Raw genomic sequence first — 22649 nt, forward strand, 5'->3', positions numbered from 1 at the left:
ATGGCACGGGGACAGATTGAAAAGCGTGGACAGCGACGCAGGAAATTAAAACCCGTCATTCTGATTGTGACGGAGGGCTCGCAAACCGAGCCAAAGTATTTTGAACATTATCGCAGCCGCCAGACCAACATTGATATTCGCGTGGTCGGCAGCCACACCAAAGGGGGCGAAACCGATTACCTCGCTCTGATTCGGAAAGCTGTGGAATACCAAAGCAAAAATCAGCTTTCTATATCCAATGGCGATGCTGTATGGGTCGTTGCAGACGGTGATGTGAACTATAATACCCCTGATCCTATCGCGGCCAAAGACAAATTGCTCTCCAAAGCACAGAAAATGGCTGATGCAAAGGGCATTCATATTGCGCTCTCTAATCCTTGTTTTGAATTTTGGTATCTGCTTCACTTTCAGTACACCACTAAGTTTTTCAAGGATTATCCTGCAGTAAAGAATGCCTTGACCACTTACCTTCCGGATTATGAGAAAACCGGCGATGTGTATTCCCAGTTGTCTGCTCATACAACCAATGCTCTCCAGAATGCCAAGCGTGTAGAGCAATATCATCTTCAAAATGGCAGCAGCAAACCGTTTGGAATCGCCGTCAATCCATTCACCGATATTTATCAACTGGTGGAATCGCTGCTGTAATTGGCACAGGATTGTCCTTGCATTGGCACAGCCTTGCCCTTGAGCCGTAAATCCATATCTGTTATACTTGGTACAGTCAAAAATTTGTAATGCAGCCGCTCCGGCCGGGAGCGGCTGTTTTTATTTCTGAGTAAAGGTGGTGGTTTTTATCCATAGCATACTGCAAAAGCTCCGCAGTGCATTAAAAAATGAGCGGGGCGAGGCCAACTACTTTTCCACGGTGGTGTTTATCTTCATTGCCGTTGTTTTGCTGGCCTTTATCATCGACTTGTTCGGCATTATCTCTACAAAACAGGAGCTTGACCATGCAGCCGATCAGATGGTCAAGCAGATCCAGTTGTCCGGCGGCATCAACAGCGAGACGGATGCTCTCTTTGATTTCCTCTGTTCGGAGATCGAGGGGGCCGACAATATCACCTATTCGATTGACGCCACATATAAATCTCCCACACCTTCCGGGATGTCCCGGGCCATCCAGTTGGGAACGCCCTTCTATATTACCATTGAGGGGGATGCCAAGCTGGGCGGCTTCTGGAATCTGGATCTGGTCAACATCACGGTGGTGGCCCGCGGCTCCGGCGTTAGCGAACATTACTGGAAGTGAGGTGGCCTATGAAGCGTTTATTCTCACAGCTGCACCGGCCGCTCCGCAACGAGCGGGGGGAGATCACCTTCTTCGCCTGCTTCTTTGTGGTTGGAGTTGTCATGCTCATTTCTTTCCTGCTACTGTATGCTTCGGTGAGAATTACTTGCATCAACATCCGCAACGGGGCTAAAATGGAGCTGAACAATCTGAGCGCCACCATCTACGCAGATACTTACCGCTCCCAGAGGGAAACCAATTTTGAAGAGTATTTACGCACCCTCTACTCCAGCCGGGACTACACAGAAATGCTGGAGGCCACAGTTGCCGGCGGCCTTGCTGAAAAGGTCCCTCTCTCTACCGATGACTACACGGTTTCCGACATCAGCCTTGAATTCAATGTGGTGGGCGACCGTGTGGAGTACATCTTTTACTGTGATGTTGACTTCTATGTGCGGATGTTTGGACACAGTTACCCCACCATTACCCAGCGGGTAGAACTGACCGGCTACCACAACACCAAATTTTAGCCGTGCTGTTGAAAATTCAGCCAGAACTACAGTATAGGCTTTATATAACAGCAAAAAAGGAGTGTATCACACATGAAGAAGTTTTTCCAATCCAAAGGCTTTATCGTTACTTCGCTGGCCGTCCTCTGTGTTGCCATCCTGGGTGTCTGCTGGTTTGCCAGCCGGGATCGCACAGAAGATTTCAAGCCGGAAGAATCCCCGCCCAGCAGCACGACCAGCGATTGGTCGGATGGCGGCACACAGACAGACGGTGAGAGCGGCGCCGGAGCCTATGCGCCCGGCCAGTCCTCCAGTCCTGAAGAGGAGTACCCCAAGGTGACCTCCGAAACTGAGGATGAAGTCGTGATCGACTTCACGGACACGGAGAAACCGGAAACAACGCCCCCGCCCGCGCCAGAAGGGAAAACCGAGCGGGAAGACCCCGGTGAAGATCATCCGGTCAATCCTGACCCGGAAGTGCCCAAGGTCACCACTCCCCCTGCGGAAAAGGAGCCGGCCAATAATGAGCCGGCCCCCGGGGCCAGCAATGGCAGCGGCGCTGTGTATGATCCAGTGTTTGGGTGGATTGTCCCCGGTAATGGACAAGAAACTATTGGAGATAGCGATGGAGACATCAACAAGCAGGTCGGCAATATGGGCTGACCAATCTATAACTGAATATACCCCTGATTGGCCGTCACAGAATTGTGGCGGCCTTTCTATTTTAAGAAGAACGGAGTGTGATGTATTTGAAGCGACTTCTCGCCCTCCTGTGCAGCCTTGCCCTGGTATTTTGTTTGCTCCCTTCCACCGCGTTTGCAGAGGGCGGTAACGGAAATATTGACGGTGGTGGCGGCAGCATGGGCCAAGGCACATCCTCTAATTTCTGGAATCCTGGAAATGATGGTGTGCGAATCACCGTTGTGGATGCCGATAGCGGAAACGCAATATCCTCACCGATTGATTTTACAAATCGATCTCAAAATAATGTCGTTCACTTTGGAAAAGTGAACAAGTTGCAGTATCTTGCCGGCACTGCACTTACTCCCCAATCAGGCGCAGGTTATGACTATACAAGGCCAACACAGTCTATGCCCACCATCGTCAGCAGTAAGGGGCAGAGCAATATTGAGGCCATCAAGCGGTATTTTTGTTCGGAGTATGCCTGCCAGATGGTTGCCCAGGCGGCCGGTGTGGACTATGAGCGGATGATCGCTGGCGACTATAAGCTGCTGATTGAGCCCATTGCTTACTTTACGCATAACGGCCAGTATTACTGTATGACCGCTACAGAGGCGGCGCTGTATGACCAAAAATCTGGCGGGGCGCTTCGGAAAACCATGACTTCCCTCACCCACAAGAATCTGCCTCTGTCGATGTTTTTGGAATTTAGCGATCTCGGCCTGCCCGCATGGACAGGCAGCACCACAAGCAAGCAGAGCAACGCTGACATCATCAGCAGTCTGGGCGTCGGCATTGTCTGGTTTGATGAGCGCCCGCCCGAAGGGGAAATTGAAGCGCCCGATGTAGAATATCGGGTAGACACGGATGTGATCACATCCGTTACTCTGCGGACGGATACAGATTTAACACCGGACAATCCGGCCTCGGTGACCTTCCATATTCTCGGCACCACCTACCGGGTCAACGATATAGTCATCCCGGCAGACGACAGCCAGGTGGTCTGGGTCAAATGGCACACGCCCTCCACTCCACAGTCGGTAACCATCACGGTTTCCGTCAGCGGGGCCTATACCGCACAAGATACCTTTGTTGCGGAGATCGTGGACTTGAACGAACATATCCCTCCAGATCCGACAGCAACGGATACCAACCCCAACTACACCGTGTCCTCACTCCCCAATGAGCCGCAGAAGCTCACTGCCAACTGGGGTGTATGGAGCTGCTACTGGGTACCGGTTTGGGTTTGGTGTGACCACGATGACTGGGGGCACTGGGTCGATGAAGGCTATTGGGAGTACGAGTACACCGGCTATTCTGCCTCCATCAGCGGTGTGATGTCCCTGATGCCGGATGATATTGTGCCCACGGCCTCTGGGAAGTCAATGAAAAGCGGGTATGGCGTCAAGCAGGATGTGACAGCCACCCTTTCCACCGACGCGCCCACCAGCCACATCACCCATCCACAGACGGCATTTTCCGTGTTTCCCGAGTTCCAGTACGAAACATACTTACGCCTTCTGCAGCGGGTGTCCAGCGGCCGGAGTGCCAAATTCACCTTCCAGCCCAATGAGTTCTCTACCTATAACCGGACTGTGCATTTCAGTCCGTTATGGTTCCCGGATTCCACAGACTACACCGTGTTTACACAGGTGTGGGACACCTGGACCCCTGATGGAATGTTAAGCATCAACCTGAACGACTATGTTTCAATCGATGGGAGCCTTTATGATGATTGGTACACCAACCGCGAGTAGCCTGTGGCCGACATACCTGCTCACCGTTTTCTCTGTTGTGGCTGGTTTTGCTGTTTACGATATTCTATATAGGCGGGTGCCGGATCGGGCGCTCGCCTTTTTTATGCCCTTCGCCGCTCTGGCTCCGTTGCTCAAGGTCTGTTTCATTGGGGACTGCGGGCAGCTCTGGCCTGCCGTTGCCGAGGCTTTGGCGGGGGCGTTGCTTGGCTTTTGCATCCCTCTGGCTGCTGCCATGGCAACGGGTGGAACTGGGCTTGGGGGAGGCGACATTAAATTCTGTGGGATACTCGGGCTGATTTACGGTCCTTCCGGGATGGCTCTGGTTTTCTTTGTGGCCGCAGTCTTTGCCATGCCGATGGTCCTTCTGTTCCGAAGGCTCTCCCGGCCCCGCCAGCCCATCGCCATCCCGTTCTTACCTTTTCTTGCCTGCGGCTGCTCGATTGCAACGCTGGCTGAACTATTTTTATGACAGGAGAATGTGCTTATGAAACTCAACAACCGATTTATTTTCGGTATTTTGTCTCTGGTTTTGGCAGCAGTCATTGCTTTTGTGGCTCTGCCCACCATTGCCCGGCAGACCAACGGGAAAACGGAAATTGTCCGTATCACCCAGCCTGTGCTCAAAGGCGAGCAGGTCACAAAAGAAAACGCTGAGGTTGTGGAGGTAGGCGGCTACAACCTTCCCGTCAATGTGGCTCACAGTCTTGATGATGTGGAGGGCCTGTATGTGACGGCGGATCTGGCTGCGGGCGACTATATTCTCACCAGTAAGGTGAGCAGCGTCCCGGTTTCCTCCGATGTGGCGCTCAACGACATCCCCTCTGGTAAGGTTGCTATCTCTCTGACCGTAAAAACACTGGCCTCCGGGCTGTCGGATAAGCTCCAGCCCAATGATATTGTCCGCATCTATCACTTCCTGGAGACTGCGGAAGAAGTACCCGAACTGCGTTTTGTCAAGGTCCTTTCCGTCACGGATTCTGATGGCATCAATGTGGACAATACCAAGGAGCCCGCAGAAGATGAAGAGCCGCAGCAGTCTGCTACCATCACAGTGCTGGCAAGCCCGGAGCAGGCCCGCATCATCACTGAGCTGGAGAACGACGGCGTAGCTCATGTGGCCCTGATCTCCCGCAACAATGACCAGCTGGCTGAAGAACTGCTGGCCGAACAGGACAAGACGCTCCAGGAAATTTACTTCCCGGAAACGCTGGTGGAGGAAAACGCTGATGCGCAAAGCAGCGAGCCTGCCGCCGAAGGAGACGCCGAAAACACCGAAGGGGGCGAGCCTGAAACCGTCTCCCCTGAAAGCGGCCAGGAGGATAGCAAATAACCAGGGCGGTGAATCGCTTCACCGCCCTGGTTTTACCATTAGGTATTTGTTTGGATGAGTTTGTCCTCGTTGATCAGGAACAGGCTGGGATTCTGCCCGGCCATATCAAGCAGCCGTGGAGTAAAGCCGCTCTTGGAAAACACCCCGTAGAGGAACTGATAGCCTTTGAATGCTGATTGGATTTCTGCGGACACCTGCACTTTGTCCCGCAGGGCAAAGAAAACCGGCGCATCCACTGGCTTGACATGGAACTTGCATTCGCCGGCAAAGACCTGATGATTCTGGTGGTCTACCGCCATTACATCGATTTCGGTATCGCTGTCAAGGTCATTCAGCCAATAGGCCCCTATACGGGATGGCGTAAATGGAATTTCCCTGTTTCTGCACAAGTCCGCAAAAACGGCCCTGCAGACATCCTCATAAGCAAAGGCTACAAACTTTTGTTCAAAATCTTTTTCGATCTCGTCCATGACGAGCCGGGAGTTATCCAATTCCAGTTCTCCCTTATACGGGTAGACATACCGGAACCAGAAGCGCACAAAGTTATCTTGTATGAAGTAAAGCCCTTTGCGGGACTTCTCTGGATTTTTCTCCGTCACAGGCGTGTCCTTGACGATAAAGCCCAAATCGCTGAGGGTAGAGAGATAAGGCGTCAGGCCGGAAGTCTCGATCCCCATAGCGCCGGCGATTTTACCCAGCTTATGATTGCCCTCCGCTATCACTCGGATAATGGAAAAATAGTTTACGGCCGAGGTCACTTCATCTTTCAGCAGGAAGTTGGGCTCCTCATATAAAAAGCCGTTTTTCGAGAGGATAACAGATTCCACTTGCTGCAGCAAATCGTCCCGCTCATTAAAGAACTCCAGATACTTGGGTACGCCGCCTGTGATTGAGTATTGCTTCACCGCATCTTCAAACGAAAGGCTCTGTGCCGCATACACATCCGGGAATGGCAGCGGAGCAAGGCGGATCTGCGCGGTCCGGCGCCCATACAGCGGGCTGTCATATGAGAGGGCATACTTTTGCATCATTCCGATCAGTGAGCCACAGAGGATCAACATCACATTACTGTCCTTGAGGATCTCGTCCCATGCGTTTTGGAGAATGGAGGGGAACGCCGGATTCGATTTGACCAGATACGGGAACTCATCGATCACGAGCACTTTTTTCTCCTCCGGACGGTATTCCGAAATCACACGGAACAAATCCAGCCAATCAGAAAATGCGACTCTCTGCAGCATAGGATTTTTCGTGATCCGTGCGGCAACACTGGCAAGCCGCTTCATGCTCTGGGATTCTACTTCCTCTGTTGCGAGAAAGTAAAAAGCGAGCTTGTCTTTGATGAACTCTTTGATAAGCGTCGTTTTTCCCACGCGCCGTCTGCCATAGATAACAACAAAGCCGCCGTCTGTTTGATACGCGGTTTCAAGGGATTCCAACTCCCTGCGTCTGCCGATAAATTTCATATTGCTACCTCCTTTATCATAATCTATTTTATGATAATCTCATTTATATTATACACCTGACAATGAAAAAGTCAAGGGGTATCCCACCTCTTGGGAAAGGAGCTTCCTATGGGAAAAGTCATTACCGTCTGGGGCAGCCCAGGGAGCGGAAAAAGTATGTTTTCCTGCATCCTGGCAAAAGCCCTGACCCGCGACAAGCGGAAAGCGATCATCATCAATGCGGAAATCAGTGTTCCTATGCTCCCGGTTTGGCTACCGGAGCAGATCATTCAGACCAACGCCTCCGTAGGACAGGTACTGAGCAGCGTGGAGATCGACACCTCTTTGGTGGCAAGCCATGTTACCGTGCTCAAAAGTTATCCCTTCATTGGCGTGATGGGCTATGCTGCCGGTGAAAATCCGTTGAGCTACCCGGAAGTCAAGTACGCCATGGTACTCCAGCTGGTCAACGCCGCCGCAAGGCTTGTGGATTTCGTTATTCTGGACTGCAGTTCCAATATGACGAATGTGTTCACGCCTGCCGCCATTGAGTCAGGGGATCTGGTCATTCGTATCCTGACGCCTGATCTCAAGGGCGTTAATTACTTAAAGGCCCATCAGCCCCTGTTGGGAGACGGGCGTTTCCACTACGATCAGCACATGACCTTTGCCGGCATGGCCCGCCCTTTCCACGCGCTGGATGAGATGGGCCATATCATTGGCGGATGGGACGGCCTTCTGCCCTATGGCAAGGAGATCGACCGCTGCGCCACCGAAGGCGGGATGTTCCAGGCCATCAAATACTGCAATCCCAAATATACAGCTTCGCTCAACAAAGTTTTGGATGCGCTGGAGCAGATGGAGCTGGCTGACCATGCCGCAGAGGATGATGGGAACGAAACCGAGCATTTTGAGGAGGAAACTGCCGATGAATAATCTCAATGACATTTTCTTCGCTCCTGCGGCCAATCAGGACCTTACCTATGAACAGATTCTGGAAGATGTACAGCGGTATTTTGCGGAAAACCACGCCGCCACGATTGCAGAGGCCGGCGATGGAAATACCGACCGCGCCTCCTCCCTTTTGAAAGAACTGATGGTGCAGTACATCGTCAAGCGAAAATACGCCATCAAGGGGCTGACCACGGAGGAACTGTGCGAGAAGCTCTATGAGGACATGGCCGGGTACTCTTTCCTGAAAAAGTGGATTTACAAGCCTGGTATTGAGGAGGTCAACATCAATGCTTACAACGACATTGAGGTGATTGAAGCCGGCGGGCGCAGCGTTAAGATCCCGGACAAGTTTTCCTCTCCACAGCACGCTATTGATGTGGTCCGGCGTATGCTCAACGCCTGCGGCATGGTCATAGACGATACCATGCCCAGCGTGATCGGATTTCTGGATAAGAATGTGCGTATCTCTGTGGATAAGACGCCGATTGTTGACCCGGAGGTGGGGATCAACGCTTCCATCCGTATCGTAAATCAACAAACGGTTTCTGCGCAGAAGCTGCTGGACTCCGGCAGTGCAACAGCGGAAATGCTTCATTTTCTGACCGCCTGCATCCGCTATGGCGTATCCGTCTGCATTGCCGGGGCCACCGGCTCCGGCAAAACTACCATCATGGCATGGCTGTTATCCCAGGTCCCTGACAACCGGCGCCTCATCACGATTGAGGAAGGCAGCCGCGAATTTGATCTGGTCAAGCGGGACGAAAAAGGAAATATTCTGAATTCCGTAGTCCATCTGCTCACCCGGCCCAGCGAAAATCCATCCTTGAACATCAACCAGGACTTCCTGCTGGAACGGGTCCTTCGTAAGCACCCGGATGTGATCGGCGTCGGTGAGATGCGGTCTGCGGCAGAAAGCCTGTCCGCTGCAGAAAGCTCCCGTACCGGCCATACTGTCTGCACCACAATCCACTCTAACAGCTGCGCTTCTACTTACCGGCGCATGATGACGCTCGCAAAGCGAAAATATATGATGGGCGATGATGTTTTGATGCAGATCATGGTCGAAGCCTATCCAATCATCGTGTTCACAAAGCAGCTGGAAGACCGAAGCCGTAAAATCATGGAGATCATCGAGGGGGAAAGCTGTGAGGGCGAACGGCTGATTTACCGCACCCTCTATTCTTACAATGTGCTGGACAACACTGTTGATGCAGATGGACGGCCCCTTGTGGTCGGCCGCCACACAAAAGTTTCCGAGATGTCCAGCTCATTGCAGAAGCGTCTCCTGGACAATGGGATTTCCCATAAGGAGCTGGATGAATTTCTTGAGCACGACAAGGAGGTGTTGAACGGATGCCGTGGGTTTACATCATATGCTTCGCCCTCGTCGCCGCTGGACTCCTAACGCTGTTTGGTGTGCGGCCGGGCGATTTCATTGATGCGCTTTTCCGGTCACAGCGCAAGTCGGCCACTCTGACCGATGAACTGAATGTTCTGATGGGAATTCCAGCCAAAGGCTTCTTTAATCAGGACTTTGAATTGAAGCAGATTCTCAAAGGCACCGGGCGGACTGACCGGTATGAAGCAGTCAAACGGCTGTCTCTGATCCTGTTCGCGGTGGGCGGCGCCCTGGCGCTGCTGATTGGCAATGTGTACATGGTCCCGATTTTAGGGATTGGATTTTCACTTGCTCCGATTTGGTATCTGCGCAGCACCGCAGCCAGTTACAAAAAGCATCTGAATGAGGAGCTGGAAACGGCTATCTCCATCATCACCACTTCCTACCTGCGCACGGAGGATCTGATCCGGGCAGTCAAGGAAAACCTGCCCTACATCAATGAGCCGGTGAAGGCCAATTTTGAGGCATTTGTCTATGAGGCAGAGTTGATCAACGCCAATATTACCAGTGCCATCAACAGCCTCAAGATGAAGGTCCCCAACCGGGTATTCTATGAATGGTGCGACATCCTCATTCAGTGCCAGTCTGACCGGGCCATGAAAAATACGCTGCCTACCATCGCCCAGAAGTTTTCTGATGTTCGTGTGGTGCAGTCGGAGCTGGAGGCTATGATGCAGGGGCCGCGCCGGGAGGCGATCACAATGATGTTCCTTGTGATCGCCAATGTACCGCTGCTTTATTTCCTGAATGAAGATTGGTTTCACACGCTGCTCTTCACCACGCCGGGCAAAATCGCTTTGGCAATCTGCGCAGCCATTATCCTGTTTGCCCTGACCCAGATCATGAAACTGAGCAGGCCCATTGAATATGGAGGTGACAGCGCATGACACTTTTAGCTCTCACAGCAGTGATTTGTTTCGGTTTTGCCGTCTACAACCTGACTTGCGCCTTTGCAGACATTCCCACGAAGCGTACCTCCCGTATGATGCTTCTGGCCCGCAAGCAGCAGGGCGTAAAGGCCGAGAAACTGCTGGATGTCTATATCACCAAAATCGCCGGCCTGATCGCTCCGTACCTGAAGCTGGACAAGCTCAAGCGGAATAAACTGCAGCGGGCGCTGGACATTGCCGCCATGGAGCTGACACCGGAAGTCTACACCGCCCGGGCCTGGGTCACAGCCGGGGCAGTCGGCCTCAGTTCTTTGCTGATGGCGTTTTTGATACCGCTTATGGTGCCTGTTCTGATTGGTCTGGCCGTGGCGCTGTGGTTTTCAACCTATTATAAGGTTTTTGACTTTGTGAAAAAGCGGCGCAAGCTCATTGAGAATGAGATCCCTCGCTTTGCCCTTACCATCGGGCAGAATTTGGAAAATGACCGGGATGTGTTGAAGATCCTTACTTCCTACCGCCGGGTGGCGGGCAAGGACTTCGGCGCGGAGCTGGACCAGACGATTGCCGATATGAAGACCGGCAACTATGAAAACGCCCTCATCCATTTTGAAACCCGCATCGGCAGCCCCATGCTGTCCGATGTGATCCGGGGACTGATTGGCGTATTGCGAGGCGACGATCAGAGGATGTACTTTAAAATGATCTGTTTTGACATGAGACAGATTGAGCAGAACAACTTAAAAAAGGAAGCGGCCAAGCGCCCCAAGAAGATCCAGCGTTACTCCATGATGATGCTCATCTGCATCATGATCATCTACCTGGTGGTCCTCTGTACCGAGGTTATGGGCTCCTTGGGCGCTTTCTTTGGATAATCGGACTGCGAATGGAACGGCCCCACATCTGGATGTGAGGGCCGTTTCCTATAAGAGCTCTATGGTTTTCTCTGCAAGATACATCGGAAGATTCGTGATAAATGATGATGCACATTCGAGGTGTCCACATTTTTCTTTGTTTTGCAATTCATTTTTTCACATTTTTCTGAATGTATGAAGCAGAAAAAACACATTTTTCTACCTCTTGCAGTGTAAAGGAGGTAAGTGCTTGTTCTATAGCGGATTTTTGTAGCGGTAGTCAGCTGCCGTCATTTATTTCTGGGCCAGCCTGTCATATACAGGCCGGCCCTTGTTTTAAGGAGACTTTTATGCCTAAGAAAAAATTTTCCCCGTCTGGCGGCGCACGGGAAGAAAAGCGCCGTTTCCGCTGGCTTCTGTATCAAAAGCCGAAAGCCTATCCCAGCCGGCCCATTTCCAATAAAAAGGACATGCTCAAACCGATTCGTCGTTCTTGAGCGGTGAGCAGTCTTTTTATAAAACCATCAACATCAAAACAATAAAATTTCAGGAGGTCTTACCATGAGAAACTTTACCACCCGTATCCAGAACAAGGCGAATGCACTGGCCCTTCGTGCCCGTATGGCGCTTTCCAACCAGCGCGGTGATTTTTACATTTCGGACGCTGTTAAGATCATCATCGCCGTGGTGCTGGGCGCCCTTCTTCTGGCGGCCCTGACCCTCATTTTCAACGACACGGTGATTCCGCGTATCACCAGCGAGATCGAGGGCCTGTTTGGCTAAAATCACCGGCGGGGATCGGTCTGTGGGTTTCCACGGCCGGTCCCCGCTTTTTTAGTTTTTGAAAAAACGACTATTGGAGGTAGAGGATGAAATCATCCTGCAAAATTTATTCTTTCCTGCGGGCCGTTCGCGGCAACTGGCGCAACGCCATCTTTGTAAGCTGCGATTGCGGCGACTGTATGTGCGGCCGGGCAACGCCCTGTTCCGGTTTTCTTCTGGCTGTGGATGAGTGTGGACAGATTATGCTGCTCCCGGCCGAGGACATCCAAAGACTATCCGGGGAAACTGTGGATTCGTCTGAGTGCATCGCCATTTTGTCCCGGCGTGCCTTTGACGCCGCCTTTTCCAAGTACATCGAATGGCACACACCGGACCCTTCCGCCTGTGCGCTCAGACAGCTTTCTCTGGACCCGGGCTGCAATTAACACTGTTTTTTCACACTGAAAGACGCCTTTGCACCGTCATCTATACGCATTTGGAGGTGATGATTTTTATGACGAAGCAAAAACATATCCAATGCCCTTATTGCCATGCTAACGCCTCTCTTCGCCCCGCCAGCACAGTCTATGGCTGTAACCGCCGTTCCCAGGGCAAATATATCTATCTCTGTGATCGCTGGCCGGCTTGTGATGCCTATGTGAGTGCCCATGACCGGACACACCGGCCTATGGGGACTCTGGCAAATGGGGATCTCCGGCACAAACGAATCCTGGCTCACCGGGCGCTGGAACATCTGCAGCAGAGCCGTCACATGGAAAAATGGGAGGTCTACATCTGGCTCCAGGCCAAACTGGGACTAAATGACCAGCAGGCACATATTGGCATGTTTTCTGACGGGATGTGCGATGAGGTAATTCGCCTCTGTTACAAAGCCGCTGCTCCTTTGGGCAATCTGCATTCGGCCGCTTAAAGGGGGGGGTGAAACGATGACCAGTTTAACAGAACAGCAGCAGGAACTTGTTGCCCGGAATCTTCCCATCGTACATTGGGTTATTTGTGACTACATCCATGTTAATCCAACTATTTGCGGTATGGAATATGGAGACTTGTTCCAAGAGGGGTGCCTTTGGCTCTGTAAAGCCGCGTCTACTTATAAGAATGACGGACGGGCCCAGTTTTCTACCTACGCCAAAACGGTCGTTAAAAACGGGCTTCTGTCCTATTGCCGGGCGATCTGCAACAGGAAGAAAAAATTCAGCAGGCTTATTATTGGAGAACATGGAGAACTGGCGGCAGACGGAGAGGCCCTGGAGTCCCGGCCCGACGCCTTTGACACCCAAGTATCTCTGATAGAAACTCTGTCATTGCTGGATGCCTGTAAAAAAGATTACGATGGCGTAACCCGGCTTGGCATTGAGGCGCTTGCCCTCAAACTTCAAGGAATGCGGGTCACAGACATTGCGGAGCTTTATCAGGTGCCGCCCTCCCATGTGGGGGCATGGATCTCGCGTTCCACCGCAAAACTGCGCAGAGACTCCAAGTTTCTGAAAAGCCTGCTCTGAATTTGTTGAAAACCGCGGCCTTTCCGCAGTAAAGGATATATAAAAGAAGGAGGTACTGATGAATGGAACAGAATACCCTATATACTGCAATCGGCCGTCTGGACCGGGAAACGAATGGCTGTGGCCGGTCCTGCCCGGTCATTCGCTTGGGCGGGCAAACTTACATGGTGGATATGCAGGAAATGGTCGTTTGGACCGCCCTAAACTGGCGAATTTCTAAACGAGAGGATATTTCCCTCCAGTGTGACAAGCTGGTGTCCTCTCTGGGAGATTGTATTTCCCGCTCTTGGGATGCCTGCGTAAATCGGCTGCTCACCCGAGGTCTGCTGGTATCTGGCTGCGGTGAAACGGAATACGATGCTCTGTATGATTTGTTGAGTTCTCTCGGCATTATTCCAGCCAGCGGATCAATGCTGATGAGGAGCATCTCATTTGTCAAACTGGTGGCAGGCCGCCGAGTCCCTATTCAACAGGCGCTAAAATTATTCCAAAAAGACCGGCGTACCGACTATGAGACCCGTGTTATGAGGCTGGCCCAGCAAGCTCTGCTGTCCACCGCCGAGATCATCAAGTGTGTAGAGCAGGATGTTGCCTATCTTCCCAATGAGCAGTTCTTGATGGAGGCCGTGTACGGCGACGACGAAACCACCTGCTATAATATCGCCGGCATAATGAAAAACAGCCGGAGCAGTCAGGCAGTAACGCTGGCCGTTGCCAACCTCTACCTGCGCCAGCAAATCATTTTTGAGAGGATTACCACATGAAGAATCAATGGAACCAATTCCCGTTCGTGCTGCGGCGAAAGATTTTGTTGACCTTTTTGGCTGGGCTCGCAAGCATTGCCCTCAGCCTAATCATCTTCATTATTACCACAGACCATATCCTGCTGGTACTGGGCAGCATAATCTTTCTTGCCTCTCTGGTACTGGTTAGGAGCTTATGGAGCACCATCGCCCGGGGCCAGTATGAGATCGTAGAAGGCGTCTGCTCCAGCGTTATCTCTCCTGTGATAAGGCGGTATCGCAAAATCCAACTGATAGATGAACAAGGCGCGGAGCGCACTTTACTGTTAAGTAAGTCCGCCAAGTTTCAGATTGGCGCCCGATATCGTTTCTACTTTCAAACCGGCAGCCGCCCTGTGGTCGGGAATGACTATTTGGACGCGGCTCTCTCCACCAACAGCTTCCTGGGATATGAGGCCCTTGGTGAGCCGGCTGTCCCAGAGGAACAGGCTAAGGAGAACGGCTAAACCTACGGCAAAATAGGAAAGAGATACGGTGCAGGCTCCACAACCACAGCATCGTATCTCTTTTTCTTACTCTTCTATCCGCTATTTTTACAAAGTCTGATTTTGCTGCAGAAAAACGGAGGATTTTCCCTATTTAATAGGTAGAATCTAAAAAGGAGGTCTACCCCCATGTACAAGCCACACACGATTGAGCAATACAAAATCCAACAGTTTCTGGATCATACCTTTGCTATGGAACACTTTCTGGTCTCTCCATTATCCCGCTCCGCACTCATCCTGGAGGACAGATGCGGTGAGCGGATTGCCTTTTCCTTCTCAGACAACGAAGTGCGTGAAATCCCGATCCCTTCTGCGCCATCCCCGGACAAGGTGACATCGTTCATCCGCAGCTTTCGGGCGCTTGGAGCTAAACCGCATCTGCGCACCTTTGAAGATGTTACCCGCTGGTGGCTGAATCACCCAAATCCGCTGACCTACCAACAGGCTCTCGGCCTGCCGGATGAACTTTACCGCCGTTTTCTTTCCTCCACCCTGATTGAAGACGAAGACGCCCAGCGTCTGGCCGCATCAGGGCTTGTTTCGGAATATGCTTACCAGGACATTCAGCTCTGGTATCTCAACGGCAACACTGCTAACTGCTGGCTCGGCCCCCTCGGTATAGATGGAACAGGCAATCTCTATGCGCTGACCTTCAACTATGGTACACCCCGGGCCAAGGAACTGAAATTCTACCTGTTGGATGATTACTACCGCCACATGAACCACATATTGTAACTCGCCGGGCCAAAATATCTATATATAGTATTATATCACTTGACAAATACAAGATATGGTGTTAAACTTAATTTGTAATTGATTTTTGTGCGTTCCCCATGTGGGATACAGATGAAACATCTGTACCGCAAGGCCAAAAGCCCTGCATTGCACACGCAGTTAAGTTTGTATGCTGTATCAAGTGTCAGTGGTATTGCCACGCCCTTTTCGGGTTGGTATCCGCTGGCACTTTTTATATATAGATAGTAACGCCGATGGCGAAGAAAGGAGTGTTATGGCACAAATCTATGTATTTGGCCGAGTCATGCACGAGCTTACTCCCAAAGAGAGCCAGTCAAAGCAGCCGTATGTTTGTTTTGATTTGATGGAACGCTCCGGAGGTGAACATCCGAACTTCTATCAAGTATGGGCCCGCGGCGACCAGGTTGCCCGGCTCACACGGCTCAAGGTCAAAAAGGGAAGCATGATCTGGCTCACTGGATCGCAGAAACTGGTGGATGTACGGCAAAAGGACGGGGCCACAGTCAAAAAGTTGAAAGTATGGCTGACGGACTTTGGCTTTCTTCCTGGGCAATCTTCCAGAGCAAAAGCGGAACATGAGCAGCATGACTCTGACGCGGCGGCAACCGCTCCAGCCCCCTCTGAGGTAATGGACGGCGACCGCGAATCCCTGCCGGAATAAAATCCGGCACTGCAAGAGGGACCGTATCAAGTTTTCAGAATGAACTGAAGCTTGGTGCGGTCCCTTTTTTTGTTTTCAAGCAAAACTTAAAAGGAAGGACGGTAACAACATGAGTAACGACAAAGGACTTTTGAGCGGCAGCATCACAATCCTGATCGGTGCTGTCATCGCCATCATGGCTTTGGTACGCGGACCCTGGCAAGCGTGGCTTCTGATAGGGGTATTTACCCTCTGGGGGCTTTGGGTCGTGCTGATCCTCCTGCTCCCCTATATGCAGCAGGCCAAGCGCCGCCGTCAGCGTCAGCAGAGGGAACGCCAGCTCCATGCCGAGGGTATCGCGCAGAACACCTTTACGGTGCCGGAGCTTGAAGGGCCTGTACCAGACGATCTGCTGCTCCGCTATGCCAACCACCGGATTTTGACTTATCTGCGTTCCTCTTTTCCCAACGCCTGCTTTGAGTGGTGTGAAAAGAGACCGGCGGATTTGATCCGCAGCAACGGCACAGGGCGTATCCGCCTTTACAATGTGGAGGCGTTCGACCATGCGGACATCACCTTCGGTAAGGACGCAACCATTCGCTGTGACCTGCTCAAGATCGTACCGCTGTCTAAAGCGGGGACGGAACAGGGGGAACAGGCAGACATCCCGCCCAACAAGCAGCCTATCGACCCGCGTATCTGGTATGAGAACAACGGGCGCACAGTCATGGAGACGCTGATTGCTGACCTGAACTCACGCGGCCACAGCAAACTCACACTGAAAGAAAACGGGGACATCTGCATCCAGCAGGGTGAAGAGCTTGTCCCGCAGGAACATCTTTCCAACTTTCCGGCAAAGGTCTACTGGCCTCGTCTGGTGGAAGTGTTTGAGAGCAACGGTCTGGCTGCTGAAACAACAGCGCAGGGCATCCAGGTCTCCTGGTGACCGCCATCGTCATGAGAAGGGAGTGAAATAACATGAAATCAGGGATCAGTCTTGTGGAAATGGCACAGGAAATCCAGCGGCAGAACGATTTGAAGGCCGATTATATGCTGGACACCCGGAGTCTCCGATTGGAGCCTTTTGGTGGCGGGCTGTATCTCAACGCTTACGACCAATCCGGTGATTATGCCGTGGAGCCGCTGGAGGTCAACGCCATCGCACACAGGCAGATCGGAACGCACCTCAAGATCCCGGCAGCCTATTATGACAAGATGCTGGAGGAATACCCCGAGCTGCTGGCGCAGAATGTGAATGCCTGGTTCCAGCGGGAGCCGGCTGTGCGTATGGTTCGCACCATAGACGGCACAGCGCGGGCGTTTCTCAGCAACCGCTACCGGCGTATCGACAACCTCGATATTGCCGGGATTGTCCTTCCAGTCCTTCAGGAGATGGAAGGGATGCACTTCGAGAGCTGCCAGCTCACCGACAGCCGTATGTACATCAAGGTTGTCAACACCCGTTTGGAGGCAGAGGTCGTACCCGGTGACATCGTGCAGTCCGGTATTATTATCAGCAATAGCGAGGTAGGCCTGGGCTCGGTGAGCATCCAGCCGCTGGTCTATCGTCTGGTGTGCAGCAACGGTATGGTGGTAAACGACGCCCAGACGCGCCGCAACCATGTAGGCCGTGTCAATGAGGCTTCGGAGAACTACCAGCTGTATTCGGAAAAGACGCTGGAGGCCGATGACAAAGCCTTCGCCATGAAGATCCAGGACACGGTGCGGGCCGTAGTAGATGAGGTGCGCTTTACCCGTGTGGTCAACATGATGCGGGAAGCCAAGGACGCCCCCATGAATACTGCCGCTGTCCCTGGCATTGTGAAGCTCGTAAGCAAGGATTTTCACATCACGGACGATGAAAGCTCCGGTGTGCTGCAGCGGTTGATTGAAGGCAACGATCTGACCTTATATGGTCTGTCCAACGCCGTAACGCGCCACAGCCAGGATGTTAAGGACTATGACCGGGCAACCGCGCTGGAAGGCATCGGCTACAACATTCTCTCCATGCCGGCACGGCAGTGGAGCCGAATCAACCAGATGGCCGCTTAAATAGCTGCCATCCATCAAAAAATTAACAGGAGGAACGAACTATGTACGAACAGAACACTTCTATGGTGGCCGCAAACGAGCAGAACAAATTCTTGCTTCCGGCGATGGTGGAGGGCGACTTCAGCCGCGATGAGATCGCAGAAGATGCGGATGGACTTCAGATGATGAGCTTCCAGCGGGTGAAGATCCCCGCCGGCGGCGCCCTGCAGTTTGAAGTTCCCACGGAAGATCCCGACAATCCGGATTATACCCGGACGCTGGAGGGCATCATCCTCTACAACCACTCTGCCTATACTCTGTGGCCGGAAGGCAGCGAGTATGACGAAGACACCAAACCGCTCTGCTCCTCTGTGGATGGCAAAACAGGGATTGGCGTACCGGGAGGTGCGTGTGCTACCTGCCCCATGAATGCGTATGGATCGGCCAAGGATGGCGGCCGCGGCAAGGCGTGCAAGAATATGAGGCATCTCTATCTGCTGCGCAGTGGTGAGTATATGCCTCTGCTGGTCTCCCTGCCGCCCACCAGCATCAGGCCGTTCAAGGAGTTCCTGAACAGGGCTTTTGTCTATCGCCAGCGTGCCACCTATGGCAGTCTGGTCCAGATCGGCCTCAAGAAAGATAGCAACGGCAGCAATGATTACAGCGTTGCAACTTTCCGCCTTTTGCGTGATTTCCAGGGGGAAGAGCTGGCCCAGATCCGCGCCTATGCCAATGTCTTCAAGGAGCAGATCAAGGCGATCAATATTCAGCGGGCGCTGATCAATGAAGAACAGCAGACCAACGATTGCGACTATGAGATCCCGGAATCTGCCACTGCGGCCCCGGCCTCGGATGGAAGCTATGTGGTCGGCGAGATCAACGGCGACTATGAACAGTTGTCGGCGTAACTATTTTTGTTGCGGCAATGCCGCATGATACATCATCAAGGGACACCTCCGGCGTAAGTCGGAGGTATCCCTTTTTTATTTAGAACGGAGGAAAATTTATGTTGTGTGAAGTACCGTTGACAAAGGAACAGCAGGATTTTGCCGCTGAACACCATGGCCTGGTCTATAAATTTCTCAATGACAACCATCTGCCGGAGAACGAGTTCTATGATGTAGTTATTTTTCCATATTTGAAGGCTGTCAAAGATTACTTTTCTGATGAATCGGCGCAGCACTATTCATTTGCTGCTATTGCTATGCATCGAATGCGTTTATGTATCTACGACTATTTTCGTTCCCAAGCACGCCGCAAGCGTAATGCAGAAGTTATCAGTATCCATCTGGGCCTATATCCGGATGGCGTGCCGCTGGAAGAGGTGCTGCCGGGTCAGGACAGTCTCATGCAGGAATTTGAAATGCAGCAGATGCTTCATGACCTGGCTTCCCATGTTTCCGAACAACAGATGAAAATTGTCCGCATGAAGGGTTACGGCTATGGCATCAGGGAGATTTCCAGCCACGAAAAAATACCGATGAAGCGCATCCAGGAACTTCTTGATGAGGTCCATGCTGTGTTTTTGAGGTTGTGCCGCGAGTAACCATCCACTTACAAACAGAATGGAGGTCGAAGTATATGACGAAATCAAAAAAATCTATTGTGATGCACGGAGCACTTCTGCGTCCGTTGGTGATTGGGCAGGGTGCCCTTCTTCACGCGGGTGGTAAGATCTATCATACCTCCCGTGTGGTAGTCATCCACGATCAGTCGGATGATATGGTACGCTTTGAAACGCTCAACTCCAATTACTGCCTCTCAATGGCCCCTTTTCCGCTGGCGGCCTGCAACCCGCTCCCGATGGTGAGTCTGGCCGCGTGCGCGTAAAGCGGTTGTAAGAAGATACCGGGACAACAGAGCTTGTCCTATATGTTTTGGGCCGTGACGGATTTCCCGCCACGGCCCTTTTTTCGGAGGATTGTCATGGATGATCAAAAAACAATAGTAGTGTCCGTTCATGCCAAAGACTGTGTGGACTACCAGTGCCGCAGGTGTGGACAATGCTGCCGTCATATCAAGGATAGTTTGATGGTGGAGAGCCTGGATGCCTACCGGTTGGCAAACTATTTGCGTGGCTGTGATCCCAACATCTGCACTATAGACGATGTGTTGACCCGATACTGCGAGCCTATGCCGCTGACCCAAGAGTGCTTTCCCATCTTCATGCTGAAAACCACGGGGCCGGACGATTCCTGTATTTTCCTGAAGGATGGATTATGCAGCATCTACGAGGTACGCCCACGGACCTGCCGGCTCTATCCCTTTTCTGTAGGACCCGGCGAGCGGGGCCGTGATTTTGAATACTGCCTCTGCTTTGACCGCAATCAGCAGTATCATTTCAACGGCGGAAAGGTTTCCGTCAAAGACTGGTTTTATCGCAATTTCCCCAGAGTGGAGAAAGAGTATTTGAAACAGGAATATGCCGCTATCACGGAAATCGGTAAGCGGATGCGCTCGATCTCTCCGGAACTATGCAAACAGATGACCTTCCAAGTGCTGTTTTACCGATATTATAACTTCGATTTGGATCAGCCGTTCCTTGAGCAATACGCGCAGAACACCCGCCTGCTGTTAGAAAAGCTTCGGCAATTCGAGGTGGAAAGGTAGGGTGCTGTGATGATGTATGCCTTGGAGCACCTGACCCGTCAAGGGCCAGGGCCTCAGTGGAAGCAATATGCTGTTTGTGCGAATAAAGACCTTTTAGAACGGATTTGCCGCAGTCAGCCCCGCCCGGATGAATGGCGTGTCAGGCTGTCTGTACAGCGGATGAAAAAGGAGGCCGCATAATATGAAAAATCAATATCAGGAGCTGCGGAATCGCCAGCAGGAGGAAGTCAACGCTTTTCCCATGTTTTTTGCGTTCGATAAACAGCAGTTCGCAGAGGGAATGCGCCGGCTCGGCCTGCGCCCTTCCGACATGAATCAGGTGTATGCTATCGCTGGCACCGGTGGATTTTACCGCAAAAGCGATGCGCCGAAGCTACATGAAATGTTTGCCCGGCACCGCAAGGAGCTTGAGGAGGCCATTGCCGCTGATAAAGCTGGAGACAATTTCATTTATGAAATGTTCCTGACTGAACTTTCCAACCACGAATACGGCTATACCGGCGATGTTCAAGACACGCTTGATGCCCTGGGTATCACTCCCCAATACATGGAGGCCATGCCTCAGCTGAAAGCTGGTTTGGACTTGGCCTGCCAAAAAGTAATGCAGAATGACTGTTTTTAAGGAGGCCATGTGATGGAGCAGCAACACTATTTCCCACCGCTTCATGGCGCTGTGGATTGTGAAAAATGCGAGGTGCGGGATTGCTGGTGCCGGGGAAAATTCCAACGGAATCGGCGCGATATGCCCCACACATCTGGAAGGTGCCCCAGGCTGCCTGATCTCTGCGGTTTTGTAGAAAAGGAAGAACGCGAGCTGTATAAAGCGACTTTTATGCTCGTTCATGCAGAGTATGGCGTCGGCGGTCTGCATTTGACGCTCACGATTCCCGGTCACAAGAGAAATCGGAAGGTCTACCAGACCAAAAGCGGGTACTGGTACTGCAACTTGACCAGCGAGAAGGGGTGTCCAGAACGGCAGGTATTGAATTTGGAGGGCTACCAGTCCAAAGAAGATATTCTGCGGCACATGAAAAGCCTTCGGACCGACTACTGCATTCTTCGCTGCAGTATGGAAGGTTTCACTGTCTAAACTGTACCAAACCACATAAATGGAGGATACCCATGAGTAAGCTGACCAAAAGAGAAATTCAGCTCCACGATCAGGCGGTTTGTCTCCTGCAGAAAGAACACCTTTCCCACGAAGATAAGCTTTTTATCTTTGAAAATTTCCGGGAAGACGCGGAGCACATCAATAGCAAGTCCGGTGCATTTTTTACTCCTTTTGGACTTGCCAACGATTTTACTCTCCAGATTCCGTGCCTATACGGAAAGACGATCAGAATTATCGACCTGTGTGCTGGAATCGGCGTACTGAGCTATGCGGCACAGCTGGAATGCAGTGACCGCAGCCGCTGCTATGCCGATATTACCTGTGTAGAACTGAATCCGCACTATGTTGAGGTTGGTAAAAAAGTTGTGCCAGAGGCCACATGGATATGCGCGGATGTTCTTGATCCCTTTCTGCCTGACCTCTTGGGCCAATTTGACTTCGCGATTGCAAATCCGCCGTTTGGCCGAATTGCAAACAATTACCGCAAAAGCTACATGAGCGGCGAATTTGAATATATGGTAATAGAGGCGGCCTCCCGTATTGCAAAGGAAGGTGCGTTCATAATACCGCAAATGAGCGCGCCATTCGTATATAGCGGAACGGAAGACCATCGCTGGCTTCAGGAAGGGCGTGCCAGAACATTTGAAAAAAGGACTGGGATTTTATTGGAGTTTAACCAAGGGATCGACACGGCCTACTATAAAAATGACTGGCATTGCACCGCGCCAATATGCGAAATCGTATGTTGTGACTTTGCAGGGACAGATACCTCTGCCGCCTAAAGGAGCAGGCGGTTTGTCCTCATGAACAACCAAGAAGCCGGTCCCTGTTCTGGGGCCTCACATAAACCGCTACAGGCCCGAAGGCACTGGCGGTTTTTC

General features: G+C 51.9%; 30 protein-coding genes. 29 read left to right on the top strand and 1 reads right to left on the bottom strand.

Annotation, left to right across the window (positions count from 1 at the left end; translation table 11 throughout):
- The 7 genes from ABUA09_RS02740 (at position 1) to cpaB (ending at position 5508) form a co-directional block, all read left to right on the top strand.
- A complete protein-coding gene (locus ABUA09_RS02740) occupies positions 1–648 on the top strand; it encodes an RloB family protein (protein WP_044941033.1) in 648 nt (215 codons plus the stop codon).
- A 139-nt stretch (positions 649–787) separates the two neighbouring features.
- On the top strand, positions 788–1252 hold the full coding sequence (locus ABUA09_RS02745; RefSeq protein ID WP_110503329.1) for a DUF4320 family protein: 465 nt from the start codon (positions 788–790) through the stop codon (positions 1250–1252).
- A gap of 8 nt (positions 1253–1260) precedes the next feature.
- Positions 1261–1761 (top strand): hypothetical protein, encoded by a 501-nt coding sequence (locus ABUA09_RS02750; RefSeq protein WP_009258053.1) that lies wholly within the window; start codon positions 1261–1263, stop codon positions 1759–1761.
- A 72-nt stretch (positions 1762–1833) separates the two neighbouring features.
- Positions 1834–2403, top strand: coding sequence for a DUF6550 family protein (locus tag ABUA09_RS02755; RefSeq protein ID WP_044941030.1), 570 nt, complete (start codon positions 1834–1836; stop codon positions 2401–2403).
- An 80-nt stretch (positions 2404–2483) separates the two neighbouring features.
- Positions 2484–4178 carry a DUF8193 domain-containing protein gene (locus ABUA09_RS02760; RefSeq protein ID WP_044941027.1) on the top strand — a complete coding sequence of 565 codons (1695 nt, stop codon included), beginning with the start codon at positions 2484–2486 and terminating at the stop codon, positions 4176–4178.
- The gene (locus ABUA09_RS02765; RefSeq protein WP_044941025.1) at positions 4150–4647 is read left to right on the top strand and encodes a prepilin peptidase; all 498 of its coding nucleotides are present in this window, start codon (positions 4150–4152) and stop codon (positions 4645–4647) included. Before ABUA09_RS02760 ends, ABUA09_RS02765 begins: the two co-directional genes overlap by 29 nt.
- Before the next feature lie 15 nt (positions 4648–4662).
- On the top strand, positions 4663–5508 hold the full coding sequence (gene cpaB / locus ABUA09_RS02770; protein WP_044941020.1) for a Flp pilus assembly protein CpaB: 846 nt from the start codon (positions 4663–4665) through the stop codon (positions 5506–5508).
- A gap of 38 nt (positions 5509–5546) precedes the next feature.
- On the opposite strand, the gene ABUA09_RS02775 is transcribed toward cpaB, so the two are convergent.
- Positions 5547–6974 carry an ATP-binding protein gene (locus ABUA09_RS02775; RefSeq protein WP_024729870.1) on the bottom strand — a complete coding sequence of 476 codons (1428 nt, stop codon included), beginning with the start codon at positions 6972–6974 and terminating at the stop codon, positions 5547–5549.
- A gap of 108 nt (positions 6975–7082) precedes the next feature.
- Here ABUA09_RS02775 and ABUA09_RS02780 point away from each other — a divergent pair, with 108 nt between their 5' ends.
- The 22 genes from ABUA09_RS02780 to ABUA09_RS02885 all read left to right on the top strand — a co-directional run bounded on the left by ABUA09_RS02780 (position 7083) and on the right by ABUA09_RS02885 (position 22550).
- Positions 7083–7889 carry a CpaE/TadZ family protein gene (locus tag ABUA09_RS02780; protein WP_044941019.1) on the top strand — a complete coding sequence of 269 codons (807 nt, stop codon included), beginning with the start codon at positions 7083–7085 and terminating at the stop codon, positions 7887–7889.
- On the top strand, positions 7882–9312 hold the full coding sequence (locus ABUA09_RS02785; RefSeq protein ID WP_044941016.1) for an ATPase, T2SS/T4P/T4SS family: 1431 nt from the start codon (positions 7882–7884) through the stop codon (positions 9310–9312). Before ABUA09_RS02780 ends, ABUA09_RS02785 begins: the two co-directional genes overlap by 8 nt.
- Positions 9261–10193 carry a type II secretion system F family protein gene (locus ABUA09_RS02790; RefSeq protein WP_044941014.1) on the top strand — a complete coding sequence of 311 codons (933 nt, stop codon included), beginning with the start codon at positions 9261–9263 and terminating at the stop codon, positions 10191–10193. The genes ABUA09_RS02785 and ABUA09_RS02790 overlap by 52 nt, the downstream gene beginning before the upstream one ends.
- Positions 10190–11068 carry a type II secretion system F family protein gene (locus ABUA09_RS02795; protein ID WP_024729866.1) on the top strand — a complete coding sequence of 293 codons (879 nt, stop codon included), beginning with the start codon at positions 10190–10192 and terminating at the stop codon, positions 11066–11068. The genes ABUA09_RS02790 and ABUA09_RS02795 overlap by 4 nt, the downstream gene beginning before the upstream one ends.
- Before the next feature lie 329 nt (positions 11069–11397).
- Positions 11398–11544, top strand: a complete 147-nt coding sequence (locus ABUA09_RS02800; RefSeq protein ID WP_169897207.1) for a hypothetical protein — start codon at positions 11398–11400, stop codon at positions 11542–11544.
- A 64-nt stretch (positions 11545–11608) separates the two neighbouring features.
- Entirely contained in the window at positions 11609–11830 is a 222-nt protein-coding gene (locus tag ABUA09_RS02805; RefSeq protein WP_009258044.1) for a DUF6133 family protein, read from the top strand.
- An 86-nt stretch (positions 11831–11916) separates the two neighbouring features.
- The gene (locus tag ABUA09_RS02810) at positions 11917–12255 is read left to right on the top strand and encodes a hypothetical protein (RefSeq protein WP_044941009.1); all 339 of its coding nucleotides are present in this window, start codon (positions 11917–11919) and stop codon (positions 12253–12255) included.
- Positions 12256–12323: 68 nt separating this feature from the next.
- A complete protein-coding gene (locus ABUA09_RS02815) occupies positions 12324–12740 on the top strand; it encodes a zinc-finger-containing protein (protein ID WP_009258042.1) in 417 nt (138 codons plus the stop codon).
- Positions 12741–12756: 16 nt separating this feature from the next.
- Positions 12757–13332, top strand: coding sequence for a sigma-70 family RNA polymerase sigma factor (locus tag ABUA09_RS02820; protein ID WP_044941006.1), 576 nt, complete (start codon positions 12757–12759; stop codon positions 13330–13332).
- A 62-nt stretch (positions 13333–13394) separates the two neighbouring features.
- Entirely contained in the window at positions 13395–14096 is a 702-nt protein-coding gene (locus tag ABUA09_RS02825; RefSeq protein ID WP_009258040.1) for a hypothetical protein, read from the top strand.
- Positions 14093–14581: a hypothetical protein gene (locus ABUA09_RS02830; RefSeq protein WP_044941004.1), complete on the top strand. Its 489-nt coding sequence runs from the start codon at positions 14093–14095 to the stop codon at positions 14579–14581. Before ABUA09_RS02825 ends, ABUA09_RS02830 begins: the two co-directional genes overlap by 4 nt.
- A 168-nt stretch (positions 14582–14749) precedes the next feature.
- Positions 14750–15355, top strand: coding sequence for a hypothetical protein (locus ABUA09_RS02835; RefSeq protein ID WP_044941001.1), 606 nt, complete (start codon positions 14750–14752; stop codon positions 15353–15355).
- A 169-nt stretch (positions 15356–15524) separates the two neighbouring features.
- Positions 15525–16037 (top strand): single-stranded DNA-binding protein, encoded by a 513-nt coding sequence (locus tag ABUA09_RS02840; RefSeq protein ID WP_238723748.1) that lies wholly within the window; start codon positions 15525–15527, stop codon positions 16035–16037.
- A gap of 109 nt (positions 16038–16146) precedes the next feature.
- Positions 16147–16962, top strand: a complete 816-nt coding sequence (locus ABUA09_RS02845; protein WP_044940996.1) for a hypothetical protein — start codon at positions 16147–16149, stop codon at positions 16960–16962.
- A gap of 32 nt (positions 16963–16994) precedes the next feature.
- Positions 16995–18068, top strand: a complete 1074-nt coding sequence (locus tag ABUA09_RS02850; RefSeq protein ID WP_009258035.1) for a DUF932 domain-containing protein — start codon at positions 16995–16997, stop codon at positions 18066–18068.
- A 41-nt stretch (positions 18069–18109) separates the two neighbouring features.
- Positions 18110–18955 (top strand): hypothetical protein, encoded by an 846-nt coding sequence (locus ABUA09_RS02855; RefSeq protein WP_349933138.1) that lies wholly within the window; start codon positions 18110–18112, stop codon positions 18953–18955.
- Positions 18956–19053: 98 nt separating this feature from the next.
- Positions 19054–19593, top strand: coding sequence for a sigma-70 RNA polymerase sigma factor region 4 domain-containing protein (locus tag ABUA09_RS02860; protein ID WP_044940989.1), 540 nt, complete (start codon positions 19054–19056; stop codon positions 19591–19593).
- 35 nt (positions 19594–19628) lie between these two features.
- Positions 19629–19877, top strand: a complete 249-nt coding sequence (locus tag ABUA09_RS02865; RefSeq protein WP_044940987.1) for a hypothetical protein — start codon at positions 19629–19631, stop codon at positions 19875–19877.
- A gap of 96 nt (positions 19878–19973) precedes the next feature.
- On the top strand, positions 19974–20657 hold the full coding sequence (locus tag ABUA09_RS02870) for a YkgJ family cysteine cluster protein (RefSeq protein ID WP_110503322.1): 684 nt from the start codon (positions 19974–19976) through the stop codon (positions 20655–20657).
- A 181-nt stretch (positions 20658–20838) separates the two neighbouring features.
- Positions 20839–21279, top strand: coding sequence for a DUF7659 family protein (locus tag ABUA09_RS02875; RefSeq protein ID WP_044940982.1), 441 nt, complete (start codon positions 20839–20841; stop codon positions 21277–21279).
- A 12-nt stretch (positions 21280–21291) separates the two neighbouring features.
- Complete coding sequence (locus tag ABUA09_RS02880; protein WP_024729853.1) at positions 21292–21747, top strand: hypothetical protein; 456 nt, start codon at positions 21292–21294, stop codon at positions 21745–21747.
- A gap of 32 nt (positions 21748–21779) precedes the next feature.
- Positions 21780–22550, top strand: coding sequence for a methyltransferase (locus ABUA09_RS02885; RefSeq protein ID WP_009258028.1), 771 nt, complete (start codon positions 21780–21782; stop codon positions 22548–22550).
- The last annotated feature ends 99 nt before the right edge of the window (positions 22551–22649 follow it).

Origin of the sequence: Intestinimonas sp. RTP31139st1_F5_RTP31139_211217 (genome assembly GCF_040226735.1) — a bacterium.
GTDB lineage: Bacteria > Bacillota > Clostridia > Oscillospirales > Oscillospiraceae > Intestinimonas > Intestinimonas butyriciproducens.